The 20,012-nt window shown below is 63.1% G+C and carries 18 protein-coding genes; 6 read left to right on the plus strand and 12 right to left on the minus strand.

Features of this window, described 5'->3' with window-relative positions; all coding sequences use genetic code 11:
- Nucleotides 1-15: 15 nt before the first annotated feature.
- The 10 genes from AC628_RS09045 to AC628_RS42680 form a co-directional block, all read right to left on the minus strand.
- Nucleotides 16-921 carry a type II secretion system F family protein gene (locus AC628_RS09045; protein WP_074126515.1) on the minus strand — a complete coding sequence of 302 codons (906 nt, stop codon included), beginning with the start codon at nucleotides 919-921 and terminating at the stop codon, nucleotides 16-18.
- Nucleotides 918-1,844 (minus strand): type II secretion system F family protein, encoded by a 927-nt coding sequence (locus AC628_RS09050; RefSeq protein WP_074126530.1) that lies wholly within the window; start codon nucleotides 1,842-1,844, stop codon nucleotides 918-920. Before AC628_RS09050 ends, AC628_RS09045 begins: the two co-directional genes overlap by 4 nt.
- Entirely contained in the window at nucleotides 1,844-3,244 is a 1,401-nt protein-coding gene (locus AC628_RS09055; protein WP_502689612.1) for a TadA family conjugal transfer-associated ATPase, read from the minus strand. Before AC628_RS09055 ends, AC628_RS09050 begins: the two co-directional genes overlap by 1 nt.
- 38 nt (nucleotides 3,245-3,282) lie before the next feature.
- Nucleotides 3,283-4,488, minus strand: coding sequence for a CpaE/TadZ family protein (locus AC628_RS09060; RefSeq protein ID WP_245321104.1), 1,206 nt, complete (start codon nucleotides 4,486-4,488; stop codon nucleotides 3,283-3,285).
- The gene (gene cpaB / locus AC628_RS09065) at nucleotides 4,488-5,465 is read right to left on the minus strand and encodes a Flp pilus assembly protein CpaB (protein ID WP_074126518.1); all 978 of its coding nucleotides are present in this window, start codon (nucleotides 5,463-5,465) and stop codon (nucleotides 4,488-4,490) included. The genes AC628_RS09060 and cpaB overlap by 1 nt, the downstream gene beginning before the upstream one ends.
- A 1-nt stretch (nucleotide 5,466) precedes the next feature.
- A complete protein-coding gene (locus AC628_RS09070) occupies nucleotides 5,467-5,973 on the minus strand; it encodes an A24 family peptidase (protein ID WP_074126519.1) in 507 nt (168 codons plus the stop codon).
- Nucleotides 5,974-6,041: 68 nt separating this feature from the next.
- A complete protein-coding gene (locus AC628_RS09075) occupies nucleotides 6,042-6,254 on the minus strand; it encodes a hypothetical protein (protein WP_074126520.1) in 213 nt (70 codons plus the stop codon).
- Between the two features lie 86 nt (nucleotides 6,255-6,340).
- Nucleotides 6,341-6,556: a hypothetical protein gene (locus tag AC628_RS09080; RefSeq protein WP_050631799.1), complete on the minus strand. Its 216-nt coding sequence runs from the start codon at nucleotides 6,554-6,556 to the stop codon at nucleotides 6,341-6,343.
- Between the two features lie 367 nt (nucleotides 6,557-6,923).
- The gene (locus AC628_RS09085; protein ID WP_245321105.1) at nucleotides 6,924-8,426 is read right to left on the minus strand and encodes a hypothetical protein; all 1,503 of its coding nucleotides are present in this window, start codon (nucleotides 8,424-8,426) and stop codon (nucleotides 6,924-6,926) included.
- 79 nt (nucleotides 8,427-8,505) lie between these two features.
- Nucleotides 8,506-9,285 carry a hypothetical protein gene (locus tag AC628_RS42680; protein WP_143201504.1) on the minus strand — a complete coding sequence of 260 codons (780 nt, stop codon included), beginning with the start codon at nucleotides 9,283-9,285 and terminating at the stop codon, nucleotides 8,506-8,508.
- Between the two features lie 466 nt (nucleotides 9,286-9,751).
- Here AC628_RS42680 and AC628_RS09095 point away from each other — a divergent pair, with 466 nt between their 5' ends.
- From AC628_RS09095 to AC628_RS09105, 3 genes are all read left to right on the plus strand, one after another.
- Complete coding sequence (locus tag AC628_RS09095) at nucleotides 9,752-10,288, plus strand: LabA-like NYN domain-containing protein (RefSeq protein ID WP_074126523.1); 537 nt, start codon at nucleotides 9,752-9,754, stop codon at nucleotides 10,286-10,288.
- A 113-nt stretch (nucleotides 10,289-10,401) separates the two neighbouring features.
- A complete protein-coding gene (locus AC628_RS42685; protein WP_143201505.1) occupies nucleotides 10,402-10,845 on the plus strand; it encodes a hypothetical protein in 444 nt (147 codons plus the stop codon).
- Between the two features lie 268 nt (nucleotides 10,846-11,113).
- The gene (locus AC628_RS09105) at nucleotides 11,114-12,832 is read left to right on the plus strand and encodes a TolC family outer membrane protein (RefSeq protein WP_074126525.1); all 1,719 of its coding nucleotides are present in this window, start codon (nucleotides 11,114-11,116) and stop codon (nucleotides 12,830-12,832) included.
- A gap of 63 nt (nucleotides 12,833-12,895) precedes the next feature.
- Here the strand turns inward: AC628_RS09105 and AC628_RS42690 are convergent, their stop codons facing one another.
- On the minus strand, nucleotides 12,896-13,099 hold the full coding sequence (locus AC628_RS42690) for a hypothetical protein (protein WP_143201506.1): 204 nt from the start codon (nucleotides 13,097-13,099) through the stop codon (nucleotides 12,896-12,898).
- Between AC628_RS42690 and AC628_RS09110 the strand changes: the two genes are divergently transcribed.
- From AC628_RS09110 to AC628_RS09120, 3 genes are all read left to right on the plus strand, one after another.
- Nucleotides 13,099-15,252, plus strand: a complete 2,154-nt coding sequence (locus AC628_RS09110; RefSeq protein WP_143201507.1) for a type I secretion system permease/ATPase — start codon at nucleotides 13,099-13,101, stop codon at nucleotides 15,250-15,252. The two genes, AC628_RS42690 and AC628_RS09110, sit on opposite strands and share 1 nt — an antisense overlap.
- A gap of 12 nt (nucleotides 15,253-15,264) precedes the next feature.
- A complete protein-coding gene (locus AC628_RS09115; RefSeq protein WP_050424425.1) occupies nucleotides 15,265-16,515 on the plus strand; it encodes an HlyD family type I secretion periplasmic adaptor subunit in 1,251 nt (416 codons plus the stop codon).
- Between the two features lie 220 nt (nucleotides 16,516-16,735).
- Nucleotides 16,736-17,749, plus strand: a complete 1,014-nt coding sequence (locus AC628_RS09120) for a transglutaminase-like cysteine peptidase (RefSeq protein ID WP_074126526.1) — start codon at nucleotides 16,736-16,738, stop codon at nucleotides 17,747-17,749.
- Nucleotides 17,750-17,830: 81 nt separating this feature from the next.
- Here AC628_RS09120 and AC628_RS43825 read toward each other — a convergent pair.
- The coding region (locus AC628_RS43825) for a DUF5801 repeats-in-toxin domain-containing protein (RefSeq protein WP_245321106.1) at nucleotides 17,831-20,012 on the minus strand (2,182 nt) is incomplete at its 5' end.

The following is a 20,012-nucleotide window of genomic DNA, read 5'->3' on the forward strand; positions in this document are numbered from 1 at the left end:
ACTTGCACTCTTGGCCTAGTGACCGAGGTTGGTGAACGTGCGGATGAGGTGGAGGAACGGGCTTCCGCCGAGGATGACGAACATCGCCGGCAGCAGGAACAGCACCATCGGAACTGTGAGCTTGGCGCCCAGCTTGTGCGCCCTCTCCTCCAGCTTGGTGATGCGCTCCCGGCGCAAATCGGTCGCGATGCTGCGCAGCGCCTGGCTCAGCGGTGTGCCGTATTGCAGGCTTTGGCTGACCATGGTGCCGAAACGACGGAGCCCCTCCGACGTGGCAGCAAGCTTCTCGAACGCCTCTGCGCGGGTCGGCAGGACCCGGAGATCGTCAAGAAGATCGTGCAACACATGGGCGATCGCAGGATTGGTCTCGCGCATTTCGTCCGCCACGCGTTCCAGCGCGCTCTCCAGGCCCATACCCGCTTCGCTGCAGACAACGAGCAAGTCGATCATATCGGGCGTGCCCGCTCGAATCGCCGAATCGAAGCGCCGCTTCGTGACCATCAGAATCAGGCGTGGGGCCATGATTCCGATCGCTAGGCCCATGAACGTGAAGATCAACACGTCGCTGAACGGCCTTCGCAGAATTTGCGAGATGGCGAAGGCCGCGATCGGAAGCAGGAACGAACTCACCATCTTGAAGCCGATCCAGATCGGCAACATCCGATAGTGATTGAAGCCCGCCGATTGCAGGACCAAGCGCAACTCGGCGAGATTTTCCTGCGCGTAGAAGCGCCTGTAGCGCTCGCCGACCGATGAAAGCCAGCCGATCAGGTCCTTCGAGCCCGATCGGTCGGGGATGCCCAGCACCGCGTTCGACACACGCGTGTCCAGCGCACGGAGATGCACCTCGCGGATGATCAACAGGAAGGTCGCAGCCGCCACTGCGACGGCGAGAGCTGCGAAACTGACACCGGCCGTCATAGCGACGTTTCCCTTCTCACCATCCAGCGGATGACGAAATGCCCCATCACGACCGAACACACCGCGTACGCAAGCAGCATGTTGCCTTGCGGATCGGAAAACAGCAGGTCGACCGACCGCGGATTGATCCACCAGAGCAGCCCGCCAATCAGCGCCGGCGCGGCCGTGAGGGCGCGCGAGGAGAAGATCACCTCTCCCGCCAGCGCCTTGGCACGGGCCGCCAGCGCAACCCGCTGACTCACCGTCTCGCCCAGCGTCTGCAGCGTTTCCGCGAGACTGCCGCCGGTCTTCAATTGCACCGCAAGCGTCACTGCGAACATCGCATATTCCGGCACCTGCGTTCGCCGATAGACATCTTCCACGGCCTCCTCAGGCGACCTGCCCATATTCAATTCGCTGCAGACGATGGCAAATTGCCCGGATGTCGGTTGCGGCATCTCGCGCGCGATGGTGCGGAACGCCTCGTTGACAGGCAAACCCGATCGGACGGTGCTCGTCACCAGCTGGATCGCGTCGGGAAGCTGCTGGAACAGTTGATTTGCGACCCGCCGCTGCTGCCATCCGAACAGACCGCGCACGACCAGCAAGGCGACGATCGCAGCCGCGATACCCGCCTTCAGGCCGGAGAATTTCAAGAACTCGTTGGCATAGAGAACCGCGGCGGCCGCGAATGCTCCGGCAAGCAGCACATAGACCGGGCGCACGGCGTACACCATCTCGGGACGGTAGTTGGCCAGGCGATCGAGCAAATTCCAGCGCGAAGCCTTGGCCGCGCGACGAATCGACACCAGGGTTGCCGCCTGAGCCGTCGGCAGGGCAATCTCGAGCTGACGGTCCATGCGCCGCTGTCGCGAGTCGAGCCACAGCGTGTTGAGCGTCGCACACAGCAGAAGCACCAGAACGATGACCAGGGGGGTCGACATCAGATCTGCCTCATCGCCTCGGCCCACGCCCTATCAAGCCCGTAATAGACGAGGCGGCTCTTGAATTTCGGGACCGCGTTGGTCGACCGGTAGGTGCCCGATATCCGCCCGTGAATGTCCTCGTCCTTGTACTCGAACAGCGCAATGTCGTTGGTGGTGATCACTTCGCCCTCGAGGCCGATCACCTCGCTGACCTGCACGATGCGGCGCTGGCCGTCGCGCATGCGCTCGACCTGCACGATGATGTCCAGCGCGGCGACGATCTGGGAGCGAATGGCGCGCGACGGCAGATTGACCTGCCCCATCTGCACCATGTTTTCCACGCGGGTCAGGGCATCGCGCGTGCTGTTGGCATGCACGGTGGAGATCGATCCGTCATGGCCGGTGTTCATGGCCTGCAGCATGTCGAATGCCTCGGCGCCGCGGACTTCGCCCACGACGATGCGGTCCGGCCGCATACGCAACGCGTTCCACAACAGATCGCGCTGATTGACCTGTCCCGTGCCTTCGAGACTCGGAGGCCGCGTCTCGAGGCTGATCACATGCGGCTGCTGCAGCTGGAGCTCGGCCGCGTCCTCGATCGTGACGATGCGCTCGCTGTGGTCGATGAACTGGCTCAAGGCGTTCAGCAGGGTCGTCTTGCCCGAGCCGGTGCCGCCGGAGACCAGAACGTTGAGCCGGCAGCGCGAGGCGATCTCCAGCAGCTGCCCAAGCGCCGCGTTCATCGTTCCGTTCTCGATCATCGCGGCGATGTTGTAACGCCGGCTCGGAAACTTTCGGATCGAGATGCACGGGCTATGGATGGCCAGCGGCGGCAGGATGATGTTGACGCGGCTGCCGTCAGGCAGACGACAGTCCACCATCGGGCTGGACTCGTCGACGCGGCGGCCGACCTGCGAGGCGATCTTCTGCGCGACGGAGGCGATGTGGTCATTGTCGCGAAACCGGACCGCGACGCGCTCGAGTTTGCCGGCCCGCTCGACATAGACGTTGCTCGGCCCGTTGATCATGATGTCGTTGATCGTCTCGTCGAGCAGCAGCGGACGAAGCGGCCCGTAGCCGGTCATGTCGTCGGCGATTTCCTCCGCCAGGAAGAGCTGCTCACGGCCCGACAGCTCCAGCCGCTCCTGGTTGGCGATGCCGTGGATGATTTCCTCGATCTGCCGGCGCAGCACGTCGCGGGACACCGTCGTGGCCACCGACGGCTCGATCTGCTCGATGACCCGCTCGCGCAGCGATGCCGGCATCACCGGGTGCTGCGAAGGCCCGTCGTGCTTCGGCGCAGCCGCAAACAGGCTGGACGCCGCAGGCGCCACACTGGGTTCCGCCGCCGGCAAGGGTGGCGGGACCGGCTGCACGCTTGCCACCGGGGGCGGCGCGACAAGCACCGCACCGGGCATCCGCACCGGCATTTCGTCTGCGCGCCTGCCGAACTTTTTCATAGCCCAAGCCACCTCTTCCACCGGGCCTTCTTGTTGGCGCCGACGCCGGTGATCTCCCGTACGATCGGAGCCAGGTGACGCCGCAACCCGGATACGTGCTTGAGCGCGGGAACGCCGAGGTTGACCGCCTGGGTCATTCCCTTGCCGAGATCGGGGATCACCATGTCGGGCTCGGCGCCAAGCGCCTTGACGATCGTCGCCCTGGGCAGGCCGCCAGGCCGGCCGGCACGGTTGAGCAACGTGAAGACCCGGTCCTTGCCGGCGATGTTGGTGACGGCGTTGCGCAGCGCGTGCGCGTTGCGCAGGCCGGTGACCTCGGCTTCCAGCAGCACCATCACGTGCCGCGACATCTGAATCACCGGATAGATCGACGCCGGGAACGGTACCGGCACGTCGACCACGACGTAGTTGAACCGCTGGCGCAGCAAGCCCAGCACGTGCCGCACGCCCGCCTCGGTGATGTCGAGCTTGGCATCGAGATCTTCGTCGCCGGCGATCAAGCAAACCCGATCGTTCACCTCGATTGCCGCCCGCTCCAGAAACAGCGTGTCGGCCCGCATCGGATTTTCAAGGGCAATGCGAAGGCCGGGTCCCGGACGGACACCCAGCATCACCGCGGTTTCGCCATTCTGCAGATGCAGGTCGAGCAGCGCCACCTTGGCCTTGGTGGTCTCTGCCAGTTGTATCGCGAGGTTGATCGCAATGCTGGTCGCGCCGGCGCCGCCCTGCGCGCCGCAGATCGAGACCACGTGCCCGCCACGGTCGTTCTGGACGGGCGCGGCGTCGCCGATCAGCTTCGGACGCAGCTGGTCCAGCACGATATCCCGGGTGATCGGCGTCGGAAGATACTCGGTAAGGCCGATCTCCATCAGTTCGCGGTAGAAGGTGATCTCCCTGTTATCGCCGATCAGGGCCACCTTCACGTCGGGCGGACAGACGCTGGCGAGGCGTTCCAGCTCGGTGAAGGGATCATCCAGCCCGCTGATGTCGGTCACCAGCGCGTACAGGTCGGTGTCGGTCTCGAGCATGCGTGTCGCATGGCGGATGGTGCCACGTCGGATCACCAGATTGCTGCCGTCCAGACCCTTGCGCAGGGCTGCGGCGCTCAGTTCGTCGTTCACGAAGCAGACGATGCGGTTCCGCGCAACAAGGGACGTCGTCGTCTCTTCGGGGGGATCAACTACTGCCATGTTCACACTCATCACCGCTTCTCCGCCGCTTTGCCGGTGTCACTGGCCGCCGCTGTGGTCTGAGCCTCGAGCGGGGACGGCCCGTCACAGCCTGCACGGTAGTCGTCGTCCACATCCTGCTTCCTGACCGAGTATTGCTTCATGCCGCTGGCGGAATAGATCGCCACCGTGGTGCTCTGGCCGGCAACCGCACTCTGGCGCGCCAGCTCGGGCGAGACATCGCAGCTCGACGTCGCACCGGTGTCGGCCTTGTCCCACTGCTCGGCCGCAGCGCGGACGACGAGCGACAGCGTTCCAAGCTGCTTTGCGACGGCGACCTTCTTGACCTGCTCCGGCTTGAGCTCCAGCGATACGGTTTGCGCGGTCTTGCCTACGACGGTGTTGCCGACGGGGCGCCCGCCCTGTGCGATCTCCTGATCGATCGCGATGACGCGCACGTTCGACAGAACGGTTTCGCTGACGGCGCGCTTCACCGGGTCCGCCTTCTCGAAGACCTGGGTCAACACGACGTCGACATTGTCGCCCGGCCTGATCAGACCCGAGACGCCGGTCTCCTCGTCAACCTTGATGCTGATCGCGCGGCTGTCCGGCGCCAGAACGCTGGCGAGGAAGCCCCGATCTTTCGGACGCAGGATGTCATCCAGGGTGATGGCGCTGCCGGCGTCGACGAACTTGCGAACCAGAGAGCCGGGAAGTCCGGCCTTGCTGTCAGGCGTTTCGAAGATCGCGCCTGCCGGGACACGATTCGGCGCCGCCTGGCGCACGGAGAAATCCTCGTCCCGCGCGAGCGTTCCTTTCGGCAGCGGACGCGTCGCAACAAAGTAGCCGACGGTCGCCGGCACCGCCGCCGGCGCTGGCGCAGGCGCCGGCTTTTCGGCGACCATCTCCGCAACCGGGTCCTTGCGGTTCGCGTTATAGGCAATGATCCCGAGTGCCGTAGCTGCGAGCAGCAGCACCATGATGATCGAGACGCGCAAGGCGGACGACATGTCAAAATCCTTTGCTCAAAATAGCCCAGATACCGCCGCATGCGATGGCCACCCCGTAGGGCAGCGGTGCATGTCTCAAATGACGCCAGCGCTCGACCGCATAAACCCTTCGCGCAAGCGAGGATCCGGCGGGCGCCAGCCTCGGATATGGCAGACGGCGCATCATCAAATGCACTGCGGCCAGAGCGCCACCGGCCAATGCAGTTACGGTCAGCAACTCAATCACGCCGGCGAGCGGGAGACCGATCGCCAAGGCAACCAGCAGCTTGACATCGCCGCCGCCGATCATTCCGCGCTGGTACATCACGAAGAGCACCAGAAACAGGATTGCAGCAACGACCAGCGACTGCCCAATCTGCATCGGACCGGCCAGTTGACCGACGATCCCGAGGAACGCCAGTGCCAGACAAACTTCGTTTCGGATCAGCCGTGTCGCGATATCGATCGTTGCGACATAGAACAACAATGCGATTTCCAGACACGAGGTCGTGGACGCAATCCAATTCATAAAATATACGCCTCAGAAGTAGCGGGGGCATAGAATAATGCCCGCCGCCGAAGCGAGATCTTCTCTGCTTAAGCAGAAGCCGCGTTGGTAACGGTGGTCGCGATGGTGCTGATCGCACTGGACAGCGCAGAACCGATACCGGTCGTAGCGTCTGTTCCGAACGCGGCAGCAACCGCGGCAACGATGCAAGCGGCCACGATCACGTATTCGAACGACACAACGCCGTCCTTGTCCGCGCGCAGACGCAGCAACGCTTCTTTGGCCTTGATGTAATGCAACATGGAGATGCCTCCTTTACCTTGCCGACATCGCAATCCGGTTGACGACTGTTGGCAGAAAGACTCTGCCAACGCCGTCGATGCTCGGATCAGGCCGAGACCGCATTGGTGACGTTGGTGGTGATCGTGCTGATCGCGGAGCTCAGCGCCGAGCCGATGCCGGACCCGGTGCCAGTTCCGAATGCCGCGGCAACGGCGGCGACGACGCAAGCGGCGACGATCACGTATTCGAACGACACAACGCCGTCCTTGTCCGAGGCGAGACGCTTGAAGGCTTCGGTGGTCTGGATAAAGAGGTTCAACATAGGAAAATATCCCTTTTACGATGAATTTACGCAATATGTTGGCGGCAAAATCCAAGGCCAACTAGGATTTTCTTATAATGCGTCGCGAGAAATCTGTCACTTGGTAATCGTTTATTAACCCTACCGGCGTAAGCGGCCGACACGCTCCTCGGCCGCGGCGAGCTAGAGGCAATGACAGGAAACCCCTTAAATTATAGGGATTTCCGCATTTCATGACATTTCCATGCGGTCGCCCCGTGCGAATACGGTCCGAGCGCCCGTCGCTCGGCGCTACCGCCTATGCGGGTCCAAGGCCGACCGCAGCATCCGGTATTTTGCGGTCCCGACCAGCCAATGGGAGCCTGCCCGGTCGTCATGAAGTATCGAGCTACTTCCGGGATTCCGTATTGTCCCGCCGCTGCCGCCGAACGTGGACGACGGCGAGGTCATCGGCATAGGCCCGCTGCCATTCCGGCAGCCGATCGAGCAGCCCCACCGCCGGAGTCGACGGAGACAGCAGCGTCGCGTCGATCTTGTATTCATCGAGCAATTTGACGAAATCCGCCATATCGAACAGCGAGATGGCATTCACGTAGCGATCGAGAAAGGCTCCTCCGTACAGTTCAGCGCGCGAATCAATGAACACCGGAATGTTCTGGAACATCAGATATCCGCAGAAGAAGTAGGCGTTGAGGACGCGTTCCGCCCCCTGCTCCTTCAGTTTCTCAACCGCGGCGCGCGGCACGAGCGGTGGCGTCAGGTCCTTGACCGCGACCATCACCCCACTGGCGATGACGAGAGCGGCAATCGTTGCGATCACCGTTGAGCGCTTTGGGGCGACCACTTTCCGATTGTGCTGCAACTGGGCCCATGACAGGTGCTGCGCCAACGGACCGGCAATGAAGAATGGCGCAACCAGCGCAAAAACGTCGACATACCGCACGTGGACGAGCATCTGATAAACCACCGCCAGGAGCGTCGCGATCCTGATCGGAGGAAGCTTGAGCCCGCCGTAAAGCAGGTAGGCAAGGCCGGCTATCAGACATGGTGTGACAGTACTTAAGGTATTGAAGTCCAGCGGTTGCCACTCGCCAATATGCGAGAGCGCGCCTCCCAGGTGCATAATGCGCCCGATGACCAGCATCGATTCCGGCCCATACGGGGTGATGCAAGCGGCCCCAAGCGCCAGCACCCCAAATCGAATCCATTGGACTGCAATCCTGATGCGGTCCGATTGATCCGACATCCAGAGCGCCTCCAGGGCGAACGGCCCGATCAGCGCCAAGGCCAGCACGAAGCTTCCGTGGAGGTTGGCCCAAAGCGTGACGAGCGCGAGATAAACCAAGGAAGGCGCCCGTCGCTCTTCGCTTGCTCTGACCAGCGCGTCAGCCCACACCACCATCAGGGGAAAGACCAGGACATGCGGGCGGGTGAACACGTGGAACGACGTCATAACGATTGCAGCCGACGCCAGGATCGCGGCCGGTACGTTCGGCAGTCTTTTCAGGAGCAGGAGCGTAAGCAGGTAGTACGCGACCGACGCTGACAGCGCCGCCAGCATCACTGGCCCCGTCCATCCGGCCAGTTTGTAGGCAGCAAAATAAAGGACTTCGGACAGCCACTCACTGGTTATCCAGGGCGCACCGTGCATCGTGAAGGAGAACATATCGGCGTGAGGCACGGCACGATGATCGACGATCCACTGGCCGACCAAGATATGCCAATAGATGTCGGCATCCTTCAGCAGGAAAGTGCCCCTGGCGATGATCGTGAGATAGGCAGTCGCCGCGAGCAAGAGCGGCAACCAGGGCCGAAGGTAATCGCTGCGCCCGGAATTCACGGCCGGCCCGGTCTCGCTACTCACTTGAAGTGAGTTACTGCTTGACTGCATGCTTTCTGTCCCTCGCTGCCGATCATCGTCGACTCGGACCGATGGGCGCAAGCCAGCAATCCCCTGAAAATCACCCTTTTCAAAAACAGGTCGCAGCGTCGCCTCCGAGGCGGCCACAACCCTCCGGGTTGGATTGTCGCCATTGCGTGACCGCCGCCGACGGCTTGCTCGCGTCGGCCGGCGCCGCTGGCAGCCTGCTGCGCTCTTCGTCGAGCAGTTGCGCATGGAGCTTCTGGATCTGGACGTTTCGCTCGAGCAGGGACATTGTCCTTGCCTGAACCTGCTCGGCCAGCGCCTTGCGCAGCGCGTTCTCCCGATCGAGCAGTTCAGGAAACGGCAGCAGCGGCCGGACAAGATCGGTCGCCTTGATCACGCATGACGTCCGCGCCACCGCCTGTGCGATTTGATCCGGAAACGCGCTGCGGCATTCCGCGAGCGCGCCGTTGAGGTTGACGGTTTCCGCAACCTTGGCCGCTGCGGGCGCGGTTGCCGTGTCCGGCGTCGGCTCCGTTGCGCTCGCCGTCGCCGGATCCACCTCCCCTTCGACAGCCTGGCGAGCCGCCCCGCAACAGGACAGCAGAATGCAGAGCGAGACAACGCCCAGGCATCTGGCGCGCTTTGGCCAAGTCTCGCCGCGCCGCTCCTCGACCGCGGCTCTCGCTTGCGCGTCGGTCACTGCAAGCCTGCCAGCGCGAGCCGCCTCCGCGCCCGTCGAGCCGCGCGCGCAGCGTGATGCCTGCGCCGTTGGCGCCTGCTGCTGTTGATGGTGCTCCAAACCGAGCGATCCGAAGCTCGTATCGATAAAAAATCGTATCTGCAAAAAAGTGGTATCTCGAAATACCGCATCGGCGCAAAACAACGTCGGTACACTGCAATCATTTTAGATGTAGTTTCGTTGGCGGCGCAATGATCACCTTGCGGGCGGCTGCTCGTCAGTGCGATTGCGCCGCACCATTGCCTGAGCCGGCACGCGCCCCGACGACGCAGGCATCGCCGGCGCGCGGATGGCGGCACTCTTGCCCAGCTACGACCGCTACGGCCGCAGGCGAGGTTCGGTCCGGTCGCCCGACCGGCGCCTTATCAATACGCGCACGATCAGGTTGGCCCCGCTATGAAAATCGGCCCGCGTCGCTCCGGCCCGCTATCGGATCAGCAGCAGCCGGATGAGAGAATCGTATCGGCGATGTTGAAATTTTCCGCTTCTTCCCCGCCTGTTCCATGTTCTAGGATTAGCCATTTCAATGAGGGCGCTCCCCCACCCGGCGCTCGAGGAATTTTAGAACCAAAGCGTACAGCAACTGATCCGGGCCTCCTGGGGACTTGAGATGACCGATCGTATTGCACTCTTCATCGACGGTGCGAATCTGCACACCACCGTCAAGAGTCTCGGTTTCGAGGTCGACTTCCGGCGACTGCTCGCGGAGTTCGGTAAACATGGGCAAATCGTCCGTGCATATTTCTACACGGTGGTAAGGGACGACGACGAGTTCAGCAGCCTCCGGCCGCTGGTGGATTGGCTCGATTACAACGGGTATGCGGTCAGGAGAAAGGCAGCCAAGCAGCACGACGACGGCGATGGACGGCGGCGCATGAAGCGCAGCATCGGTATCGAGCTCGCGGTCGACGCATTGGAAATCGCGCACCGCATCGACCATGCGTTCCTGTTCTCGGGCGATGGTGACTTGCGCGCCGTTGTCGAAGCCGTCAGGCGGATGGGCGTGCGCGTCACCGTCGTGTCCAGCATTCGAACGAAGCCTCCGATGATCGCCGATGAGCTGCGCCGGCACGCTGACGTGTTCGTCGAGCTCGACAACCTCAGGCCATCGATCGAGCGTCCGGCGCATCCGATCGCGCCGGAATGACGAACGCGCCGGGCGCGCGGCCTGGCCGGCATGTCCGTACATCACCGAGTTGCGCCGGCCGGGCTGAGGCACCAGTATGATTCCAACCAACGCAACTGCAGAGGGAAACACCAATGTGGAGGTCGGTCGGCTGTGTGTTGTTGCTGACGACGACAAGCGCAGCGATAGCTCAGCCTTCAAGGTTCACCTGTGACACGCCGCGAGGCAAACGGGTTGAGGCTGGCTCCTCAGGCAACGTTCAGTGGATCGACGACGATCTCGATACGGTCCGGCCGTCGGTGGTGATCGATGGCGAAACCTTCTCGGTCACCTGGGGGACCTCTGCGGCGACGGAAGGCAAGGGAGCCAAGCTCACCACCTATGTCTTTGCGGCTGCCCACCGCACCGCGGCATCGATCTTTGCGACCCGTGTGGACGAGTCCACGGCCGAGATCTTCCGGTTCTATTTTGCCAGCAGGTCGCTCTACAAATTAACGAGCCGCCTCGAGAGTCCCTCAGCTGACGCCAAGGCCACGCCCTTCGTCGCAACCTACCTGGCGACCTGCCGCGAGCAGTAGGTGGTGGGCGGGCGTTAAGGGCGACTTAACTGACCTTTGCTGTTCCACTCGCCGGTGTTGCTGGCCGGCACCAGCCGGAATGCTCGATCAACGGCACCCAAATCATTGAAATTTAATAAAAATTTCAATAGTCCTCGGCCACCGACGCCTAGCTGCTCCGCCCCACTTAGGGCCGCGGTGTGGCTGAAATGTCATAGGTTGAGGAACCGTCCTTTGTTAGCTTCCGTCAGATTCTACGTAAGATTTTTTGAGAGTAGGGGCGGGGATTATGAAATCGGCATACACGGTCATCGCGTGCCTTTGCCTGGCGGCAACGCCAGCATGTGCCGAGGTTTTTTCCATTAACGATGCGTTGCGCCAGGCAATGCTGACCAACCCTGGCGTGGGCGAGGCTTCCGCGAATCGGCGGGCGACGGAAAGCGAGCTGAGGCAGACCCAGAGCACGCTGCTGCCGCAGGTGCGCATCGACGCCAGCTACGGGCCGGAAAAGTTCGATCAACCGCCGGGCTTTATCGCGCCGTCCATTCAGGCACCGACCGTGGGTGCAGGACCGTGGCGCAATGGCAGCCAGGAATCCGTGGTCGTTCGCCAGCTGCTCTGGGACGGCTTCTCGTCGATTTACGACGTCTGGCGCCAGACCGCGCGCGTGAATGCGGCGGCCTCGCGCGTCAAGGAACGGACCGAGCTGCTGGCCCTCGACGCAGCCGAAGGCTACATGGACGTCGTGCGCTACATCCGGCTGGTGAGCCTTGCCCAACAGAACGTCGCGAACCACGAGAAGATCTTTGCGAACGTGAACTCCCGCTTCTCGGGCGGCCGGGCCGGCGAAGGCGACCTCGAGCAAGCCCGTGAGCGCGTCGAGAGCGCGCGTGCGGCGCTCGCCGAATTCCAGCGCAGCCTCGATGACGCAAGGGCGAAGTATCGCAAGGTTGTCGGCCTCGAGCCGATCAATGTCCGCTTCCCTGCCCCGCTCGGCGGACTGCCGCACAGCCGCGACGAAGCGCTGGCGACCACGCTGCGGTTCAATTCGACGATTGCGGCGGCCCAGTCCGACGCCGACGCCGCCAAGCATGCATTCAAGGCCACGGACGGCACGTTCGGCCCCAAATTCTATCTTGAGGGACGCGCGACCCACTACGACAACTCCTTCCCCTACGTGACCGCACCGGGAAATCCCGCCGTGACCCATGAGGATTACAGCGGCAAGGTGGTGATGTCCTGGGACATCTTCCGCGGCGGCCAGGACGCCTGGAACAGGTCGGAGAAGGCCGAGCGCTATACCGAAGCCACCATGCGCCACGCGCGCTTGCAACGTGACGCCTATGAATCGATCGACAAGGCATGGAATGCCCGTACGATTACGGCCACGCGCATCGCGGCGCTGACGCGCCAGCTGGAAGCCGACCGCAAGACCATCGCGGCCTTCCAGAAGGAATACGAGCTTGGTCAGCGCTCCCTGATCGACTTGCTCAACGCGCAGAACCAGTTCTTCAACGCATCGGTCTCGCTCACCTCCGCCCGCAGCGTCGTCGTTTTCGCCGACTACCAGCTGCTGGCCGCGATGGGCACCCTGATCGAATATCTGAAGGCTCCTCCGCCGGTCGACGCCGCGCCCACCGACATGCTGTCGATCGGCCTGCCGCGCTATTCGTTCCCCACCCTTCGCGTGAACCTGCCGCAAACCGGCTCCGAGCCGCTGCACGTCGCCGTTCCGGGCCCGACCGCCACGGTCCGCCCGGCCAAGGGTTACAGGGAGGGCTATGCGTCGGCCCAGCCGGCGAAGGATGTCGGGTTTGCCGACCGGTTCAGCGGTTCGACCGCGACCGCTTCCGTGCCCGGCTCAGCGGAATGGATGCAGCAGCAGAAGAGCGCTGCGGACGGCCCGAACGTGATTTACGCGGATCCGTCGGTCACGGCGAATGCCAGTTCCTATGCGTCGACGAAGCCCCATTGGTTGCTGTCGGCATTCCCGAGTTCCGGTAAATAGAGGGGGCCAACCAGAATCAGGACTTCCGGAAGGGCCCCAAATGGGGCCCTTTCGATTCCCGTATTAATACTTAAAGCAAGTTTCGCTGATTTTGTTCGCCATTTGTTGTAGCCTGCCCGAAATCATCGAATGCGATTTCTGCATTTCCATTTTGGTTGTCGAGGTTTCAGTTGTTGTTTCGAACCCCCAGCGCGGCGGCTGACGCCGTTCGCACTTCGCCGGATGATGCAACTTCGAAGCCTGCCGCGCCCGCTCGGCCGCGTGCATTGGGCGACGATCCCCTCACCGCATCGCTGACTTTTCTCGCGGCGCATCACGGCCGCGCCGTCAGCCGCGAAGCGCTCCTCGGCGGACTTCCGATCACCGACGGTCGGCTGTCCGTTTCGCTCTACGATCGCGCGGCAAGGCGCGCGGGTCTGGAGACCGAGGCGATCAAGCGCGACATTTCGGACATTCCCGCGCTGGTCCTGCCGGCCGTCCTGATCATGAAGAACGGCTCTGCACTCATCCTGCTGGGCACGGACGCAGCAGGCAAGACGATCAAGATCGTCGATCCGGCCACGCCGAATGTCCCCCGCGTCGCCGACATTGCCTCGCTCGCTGCCGACTACACCGGCTACGCGTTCCTGGTGAGAAGCGCCGCGCAGGCCGACGCACGCACGGTCGCCGCCGGAGGCATTCCCAACAACCACTGGTTCTGGTCGGTGGTGAAGACGCACTGGCGCAGCTACGGACACATCGCGATCGCCGCCTTCCTGACCAACATCCTCGCGCTGGCGACGCCGCTGTTCACGATGAGCGTCTACGACCGCGTCATCCCTAACGGCGCGATCCCCTCCCTGATCGCGCTCTCGATCGGCATGGGGCTCGGCATCGTCTTCGATTTCATCTTCCGCATGGTCCGCAGTCGCATGATCGACGTGACCGGCAAGACCATCGACGTCGTGCTCGCCGCCAACATCTTCGAGCACGTGATGTCGGTGAAGATGGCGCAGCGGCCGACCTCGGTCGGCATCATCGCCAACCAGCTCCGCGACTTCGACTCGGTGCGCGAATTCTTCACGTCCGGAAGCGTGGTCTCGGCGACCGACCTGCTGTTCGCCATCCTGTTCGTCGGGGTGCTGTTCATCATCGCCGGGCCGCTGGCCTGGATCCCGCTGGTCATGCTCCCGCTGGTCATGCTGATCGGCTTCCTGCTGCAGCGGCCGCTCGATCGCGCGATGAAGCGCCTGCAGGCCGAATCCGCCGCCCGGCACGGCGTGCTCGTCGAGTCCCTGTCCAGCCTCGAAACCGTCCGCGCGACCGGCGCCGAGGCGCGGATGCAGACCTTGTGGGAACGCTCGGTCGCGGCGACCGCCCGATCCGGTGAGGACGTTCACTTCTGGTCGTCGATGTCGCTGACCAGCGCGAGCACCGCCCAGCAGATCACGAGCCTGCTCCTCGTCGTCGTCGGCATTTTCCTGATCCTCGACGGCAAGCTGAGCGTCGGCGCGCTGGTCGCCGCAAACATGCTCGCCGGCCGCATCCTGGCGCCGATCGCGGGCATCGCCTCCGTGATCACCAAGGGAACGCAGACGCTGTCGTCCCTCAAGGCAATCGACCGCATCATGTCGATCGAGCGCGAACGCTCGCCGACCCGGTCCTATGTCGCAAGACGGATCGACGACGGCAAGATCGCCTTCGAGAACGTGTCGTTCGCCTACCCCAACGCGCCGGGCAACGCGCTGGAGAAAGTCAGCTTCAAGATCGAGGGCGGAGAAAAGGTCGGCATCATCGGCCGGGTCGGATCCGGCAAGACCACGGTCGGTCGGTTGCTGCTCGGATTCTACGAGCCGAAGGAAGGCCGCATCCTGGTCGACGGCGTCGACTCGCGGCAATACGATCCTTCGGACCTGCGCGCCGGCATCGGCTTCGCGATGCAGGATACCGACCTGTTCTACGGCAAGCTGCGCGACAACATCGCCCTCGGCAAGCCGGAGGCGACCGACGAGGAAATCCTGCATGCCGCGCGGCTCTCGGGCGTCGAGAGCTTCATCGCCGGCCACCCGATGGGCTATGACATGCCCATCTCGGAAGGCGGCCGCAGCCTGTCGGGCGGCCAGAAGCAGGCGATCGGCCTGGCGCGCGTCCTGATCCGCAAACCGCGCGTGCTGTTCCTCGACGAGCCGACCGCGCATTTCGATATTCGCAGCGAGCAGGAATTCCTCGAGCGGCTCAAGGGGCTGCGCGACGACCGCATGACCATCATCATTTCGACGCATCGCCTGTCATTGCTGAACATGGTCGATCGCCTGCTGCTGTTCGACAACGGCCGCCTGGTGGCCGACGGCCCGCGCGACAAGGTGCTCGCCCTGCTCCAGGGCAGGCCCGCATCCGCGGCGCCTGCACCCGAGAATACGATCCAGCCGAAATCTGCATAACGAGCGAATATTATGGCGTCTTCCGATTTTGCGTTTGCAAACGACATCCGGTCCGCGGCGCTGCTGCGCACGCCCCGCACCTCCCGCATGCTGCTGTGGACGTCTTGCGCGCTGCTGGCGACGTTTGTGGTCTGGGCGCATTTTGCCGTGCTGGACGAGGTCAAGCGCGGCAGCGGCCGCGTCGTGCCGTCGCGGCAGATGCAGGTGGTGCAATCACTCGAAGGCGGCATCGTCGGCGACATCCTGGTGCGCGAAGGCGACATCGTTCAGCAGGGCCAGTCGCTGATGCGCATCGACGATACCAAGTTCGCCTCCGAGTTCGGCGAGATCCGCGAGCGCCGCGCGGCGATGGCGGCACGGGTGGCCCGCCTCGACGCCGAGGCGCGGGGACGAAGCGAGATCGCCTTTCCCGATGAAATCGACAAGGTGGTTCCTGCCGCCGTTGCAACCGAAGCCAGCGTGTTCAAGATGCGTGGTCAGAAGGTCGCGCAGGACATCGACGTCCTCAATCAGCAGGTTACCCGCCTCACCGGCTCGCTGAAGCTCCTGGAACGCGAGCAGACCCTGACCCGCAAGCTCTATGATCAGAAAGTCGTACCAGAGATCGAGATGCTGCGGCTTGATCGGCAGGCAACCGAGATGAAGGGCCAGCTCGCCGAAGCCCAATCGAAGATCGCGAACATCACCGCGTCGTTCCGTTCGCAGGCCGATGAGGATCTCGCCAAATCGCGTGCCGACCTCGCCGTGCTCGACGAGAACATCAAATCCGCCCAGGACCGGGTGCGCCGCACCGATCTGAGGGCGCCGGTTCACGGCATCGTCAATAAATTGAACATCAGCACCATCGGTGCCGTCGTGCAGCCCGGCGCCAACCTGATGGATATCGTGCCGCTCGACGACACGCTGCTGGTCGAGGGCCGGATCCGTCCCCAGGACATCGCCTTCATCCGTCCCGACCAGGATGCGGTGGTGAAGATCAGCGCTTATGACTCCTCGGTCTACGGATCGCTCAAGGGCAAGGTCGAACGCATCAGCGCCGACACCATCGTCGACGACAAGGCGGAGAGGACCGAGCGTCAGGAAACCTTCTATCGGGTGATGGTGCGCACAGATAAGAACCATCTCGGCACCGAGCAGCATCCGCTGCCGATCATTCCCGGCATGGTCACCACGGTCGAAGTCCTGACCGGCGAGAAATCCGTGCTGGACTACATCGTGAAGCCCGCCCGCCTGCTGCGCGACGAGGCCCTGCGCGAGCGCTGATCCGGTCCACGGGCTCCGTGGTTAACCGATCATGACTTCAAGTCGTTCAATTTCGAACGAACCCGCAAACCCTGGATTGACCGCCTTCTCGACAATCCAGGGTACGGCCCCCTCCACTTAACCCGGCTTAAGCGGCCAAGGCGCCAGTTTGCGTCCCGATAACAGCGGGGACGCAGATCGACGCACAGACGTTGACGGTCCCTGGCATTGGGGACGTCATATGAAGTCGCTGAAGTTTGCTTCGTCGGCCGCCATGGCCGTGGCTGCATTTTCAATAAGTCTTTGCGTTGCGCAGTCCGCGTTTGCCGCGGACGAACTCTCTTTCGGCGCTCCCGCCGGCGAGCTTGCGCCGGCGTCGGATGCCGCGTCGAACCGCCCGCCTGCCACCTTCTTCACCATCACCGACGTCCTGGCCAAGCTCGACCGCCAGCGCGGCCGTGGGCCGAACGCCATTCGCACCGCCGCGCTGACGCCGCCGAATACGGCGACCGATGCGTTGCCGGCGGCCAAGCCGCTTCCGCCCGAAGGCACCGAGCCGTTCGGCCTGTTCACCTTTCGCGCCCCGGAGAACGGCCTGTGGCGCAAATGGCGCGGCCTCGAATCCGATCTCGCCAGGGAGCGCACCGTCCTCGAGCAGTGCCGCGAGAACGCCGCCGGCTGCCCGCCCAATGCCGCGCAGTTCCTTCGCCTGATCAATGCGGTCAAGGCCAAGTCCGGACGCGACCGACTGGATGAGGCCAACCGCGCCGTCAACCAGGCGATCCGCTATGTGAGCGACTTCGCCCAGTATGGCGAGGCCGACCGCTGGAGCGCGCCGCTCGCCACCTTTGCCACCGGCAAGGGCGACTGCGAGGACTACGCGATCGCGAAATACATCGCGCTCAGCGAAGCCGGCTTCCCGCGCGGGGAACTGCGCCTGGTGCTGGGCCGCGATCGCGCCATCCGCCAGGACCATGCCGTGCTGGCGGCGCGGCTGGATGGCCGTTGGCTGATCCTGGACAGCCGCCGCTCCGAGCTGATCGACGACGGCGAACTCGCCAATTTCACGCCGATGTTTGCGATCAACGAGCGCGGCGTGCAGCTGTTTGCGGCGCCCTACGCCAAGCGGCTGCCGCTTGGCGACGAGCTCGATGCCGCACCGGCGGCCGCCAATGCGGCCGACTCCGAATGGACCGGTGTGGAGCAGCTCGACGCAGCGATGCCGCTTCCAGGCTTCCTGCCCGTGCTGATGTAGCACTGCGCGAGCAAGGCCAGATCGAATAAGAAAATCCGCGGAGTCACCTCCGCGGATTTTCGTTTTTGCTGCAAGCCTGGCCTAGTAAATATGAATGTTCGCGGCCGCCGGCACGCCGGTGCTCAGATGTGCGAGGTCCACCTTGTCGGAGCCGGTGCCATTTGCCGAGTACCAGAGCTCATGCGTCGTATTATTGAAGAAGAACTTGTTGGTGCTGTTGCTTTCGTTCCAGGCAGACGCGGCGGTCTGGTCTGCACCAGTCGCGGCCGATGTCGTGAACTGGCCCGCCGTAAGAGCATTTGAACTGCCCGACGGGAGGGTTAGACCGGCCACGTCCAGAAGGACCAAGTCGCCGCTGCTGTTGAAATCACTAATGGTAAAGTGGGCGGAGAGATTGAGAACGAACTTGTCGCTCCCACCATTACCAGTAAGCGTTTCAGCGGTTGCTCCGGCGACGATGACGTCATTTCCGGCAGTGCCCGTAAGGGTCGTTGCGCCAGTGACGTTGACATCAAACGAGCCCGAAGTCGTGTCTCCATCGCCGTCCGTTACACCCACGGTAAAGGGAACGTCAGTTTGACCATTGTTGACGAGTTCCGCAATTCCGGACAACAGGATCTTGGACTTGCCGGAAGCGTCATACAGTTCAACGTAGTCGATATTTCCGTGCCCGATGGCCGTAAGGGTGGTTCCATCGGTGGCCGAATTATAGACGTGGGAGGTCACCGTGCCGTCGACGCTGTGCACCAGATATTCGATAGTCGTCGGACCACCGATGGCATTGATGGTGAAAGTAATCTGATTTCCCGTCGCAACGCTTGGAGCACCAGTGGCGGTGCCGTAAGTCCAGGTATCGCCGTTGCTGTTGTCCCCGACAGCTCCAAAATCAAAGCGCATGAAATCACCCGCGTTGAAGTTGTTGCTGCTGACGCCCTCGCCCGACGAACTTGCGTTGATCTGCGCTTGCGTTAGCCCGGACGCGTTCGTCAACGAATCGTGAGTCTCGCTAAACCAGCTTGCAGCGTTGAATGCTCCGGTTGTGTGATAGCCCGTCAACACGGTTACTGGATTGCCGCCGGTGTCTGACAATACAGCAAACGAAGCCGGACCCGCGCCGCTCACGCTACCCGCGCTGCTTACGTTCTGTTCCGAGTATGCATCGAGGGTATGGAAGAGGTCGAACGAGTAGGTCGACGTTGTCGGATCAAGGGTTACGGTAAAGACGTCCGACCCATTGGCAACGCCATGCAGGACGCCACTTGCATCGACATATTCGGAAACCGCAAATCCACCCGCCTGGATCGTCGTTGCTGTCGGATGGAGCGGATCCAGGGATACGCCCGTAAAGTAGAGGGACGCGAGACCGTCCGCGCCCGTTATGAATTGCAGATCTCCCGTCACGCTAAAGCCTGCCTGATTGGCAAGCACCCCGTGCTCTGCCGACGTCCAAGACGGACCGTCGTCGTGGAACGTGACGTGGCTGCTCAGGTCGAGCTTCTGGCTCGCGCTGTCACCGTCCTTGTCGGTCACGGTCGCGGTCAGCGTCACCAGGCCGCTGGTCAGGCTGATGCCTTCACCGGTATCCGGGCTGGAGGCAATGTTCTCGTGCACCGCACGGTCCTGTGTCAGCGTCACGTCGCCGGTCGCGGTGTTGACCGTCAGCGTGAACACTAGCCAAGCAGCCTGGTTTTCGTGGCCGGTGACATAGCCGGAGATCGTGTTGCCGGTCTGGTCGAGCACGACGCCGAGACCCGAGGCGCTGTCGATCAGATTGGTCGCGATACCGTTGTTCGCGATGGTCAGCGCATAGGCCGTGGTCGCACCATCGGCGCCGGTCACCACCGTGAACGCGCCTGCGAAGCTCTCCTTGTCGAGGGTATGGCCCTGGGTCGGCACCGCGTCCGGCGTCGAGCCGTTGATGCCGGCATTCGTCGAGGCCGAGAGGTACGCTTCGTAGGTGTTCAGCGACGCAACCGTCCCGCTCAGCTTGATTGACGGACCGTCGTCGTGGAACGTGACGTGGCTGCTCAGATCAAGGTTCTGGGCGGCGCTGTCGCCGTCCTTGTCGGTGACGGTCGCGGTCAGCGTCACCAAGCCGCCGGTCAGGCTGATGCCCTCGCCGGTGTCCGGGCTCGACGCCGTATTCTCGTGGACCGCACGATCCTGCGTCAGCGTCACGTCGCCGGTCGCCGTGTTCACCGTCAGCGTGAACACCAGCCACGCCGCGTCATTTTCATGGCCGGTGACATAGCCGGAGATCGTG

The organism is Bradyrhizobium sp. NAS96.2, from assembly GCF_001908235.1.
Taxonomy (GTDB): domain Bacteria; phylum Pseudomonadota; class Alphaproteobacteria; order Rhizobiales; family Xanthobacteraceae; genus Bradyrhizobium.

Bases quoted from the DNA above. Each gene is read 5' to 3' on its own strand.
- AC628_RS09060 (WP_245321104.1), bottom strand. From the start codon at position 4,488: ATGAGTGTGAACATGGCAGTAGTTGATCCCCCCGAAGAGACGACGACG.
- AC628_RS09075 (WP_074126520.1), bottom strand. From the start codon at position 6,254: ATGTTGCATTACATCAAGGCCAAAGAAGCGTTGCTGCGTCTGCGCGCG.
- AC628_RS09070 (WP_074126519.1), bottom strand. From the start codon at position 5,973: ATGAATTGGATTGCGTCCACGACCTCGTGTCTGGAAATCGCATTGTTG.
- AC628_RS42690 (WP_143201506.1), bottom strand. From the start codon at position 13,099: ATGCACGCGGCCGAGCGGGCGCGGCAGGCTTCGAAGTTGCATCATCCG.
- AC628_RS42685 (WP_143201505.1), top strand. From the start codon at position 10,402: ATGTGGAGGTCGGTCGGCTGTGTGTTGTTGCTGACGACGACAAGCGCA.
- AC628_RS09085 (WP_245321105.1), bottom strand. From the start codon at position 8,426: ATGCAGTCAAGCAGTAACTCACTTCAAGTGAGTAGCGAGACCGGGCCG.
- AC628_RS09055 (WP_502689612.1), bottom strand. From the start codon at position 3,244: ATGCCCGGTGCGGTGCTTGTCGCGCCGCCCCCGGTGGCAAGCGTGCAG.
- AC628_RS09120 (WP_074126526.1), top strand. From the start codon at position 16,736: ATGAAGTCGCTGAAGTTTGCTTCGTCGGCCGCCATGGCCGTGGCTGCA.
- AC628_RS09050 (WP_074126530.1), bottom strand. From the start codon at position 1,844: ATGTCGACCCCCCTGGTCATCGTTCTGGTGCTTCTGCTGTGTGCGACG.
- AC628_RS09105 (WP_074126525.1), top strand. From the start codon at position 11,114: ATGAAATCGGCATACACGGTCATCGCGTGCCTTTGCCTGGCGGCAACG.
- AC628_RS09115 (WP_050424425.1), top strand. From the start codon at position 15,265: ATGGCGTCTTCCGATTTTGCGTTTGCAAACGACATCCGGTCCGCGGCG.
- AC628_RS09095 (WP_074126523.1), top strand. From the start codon at position 9,752: ATGACCGATCGTATTGCACTCTTCATCGACGGTGCGAATCTGCACACC.
- AC628_RS09080 (WP_050631799.1), bottom strand. From the start codon at position 6,556: ATGTTGAACCTCTTTATCCAGACCACCGAAGCCTTCAAGCGTCTCGCC.
- AC628_RS09045 (WP_074126515.1), bottom strand. From the start codon at position 921: ATGACGGCCGGTGTCAGTTTCGCAGCTCTCGCCGTCGCAGTGGCGGCT.
- cpaB (WP_074126518.1), bottom strand. From the start codon at position 5,465: ATGTCGTCCGCCTTGCGCGTCTCGATCATCATGGTGCTGCTGCTCGCA.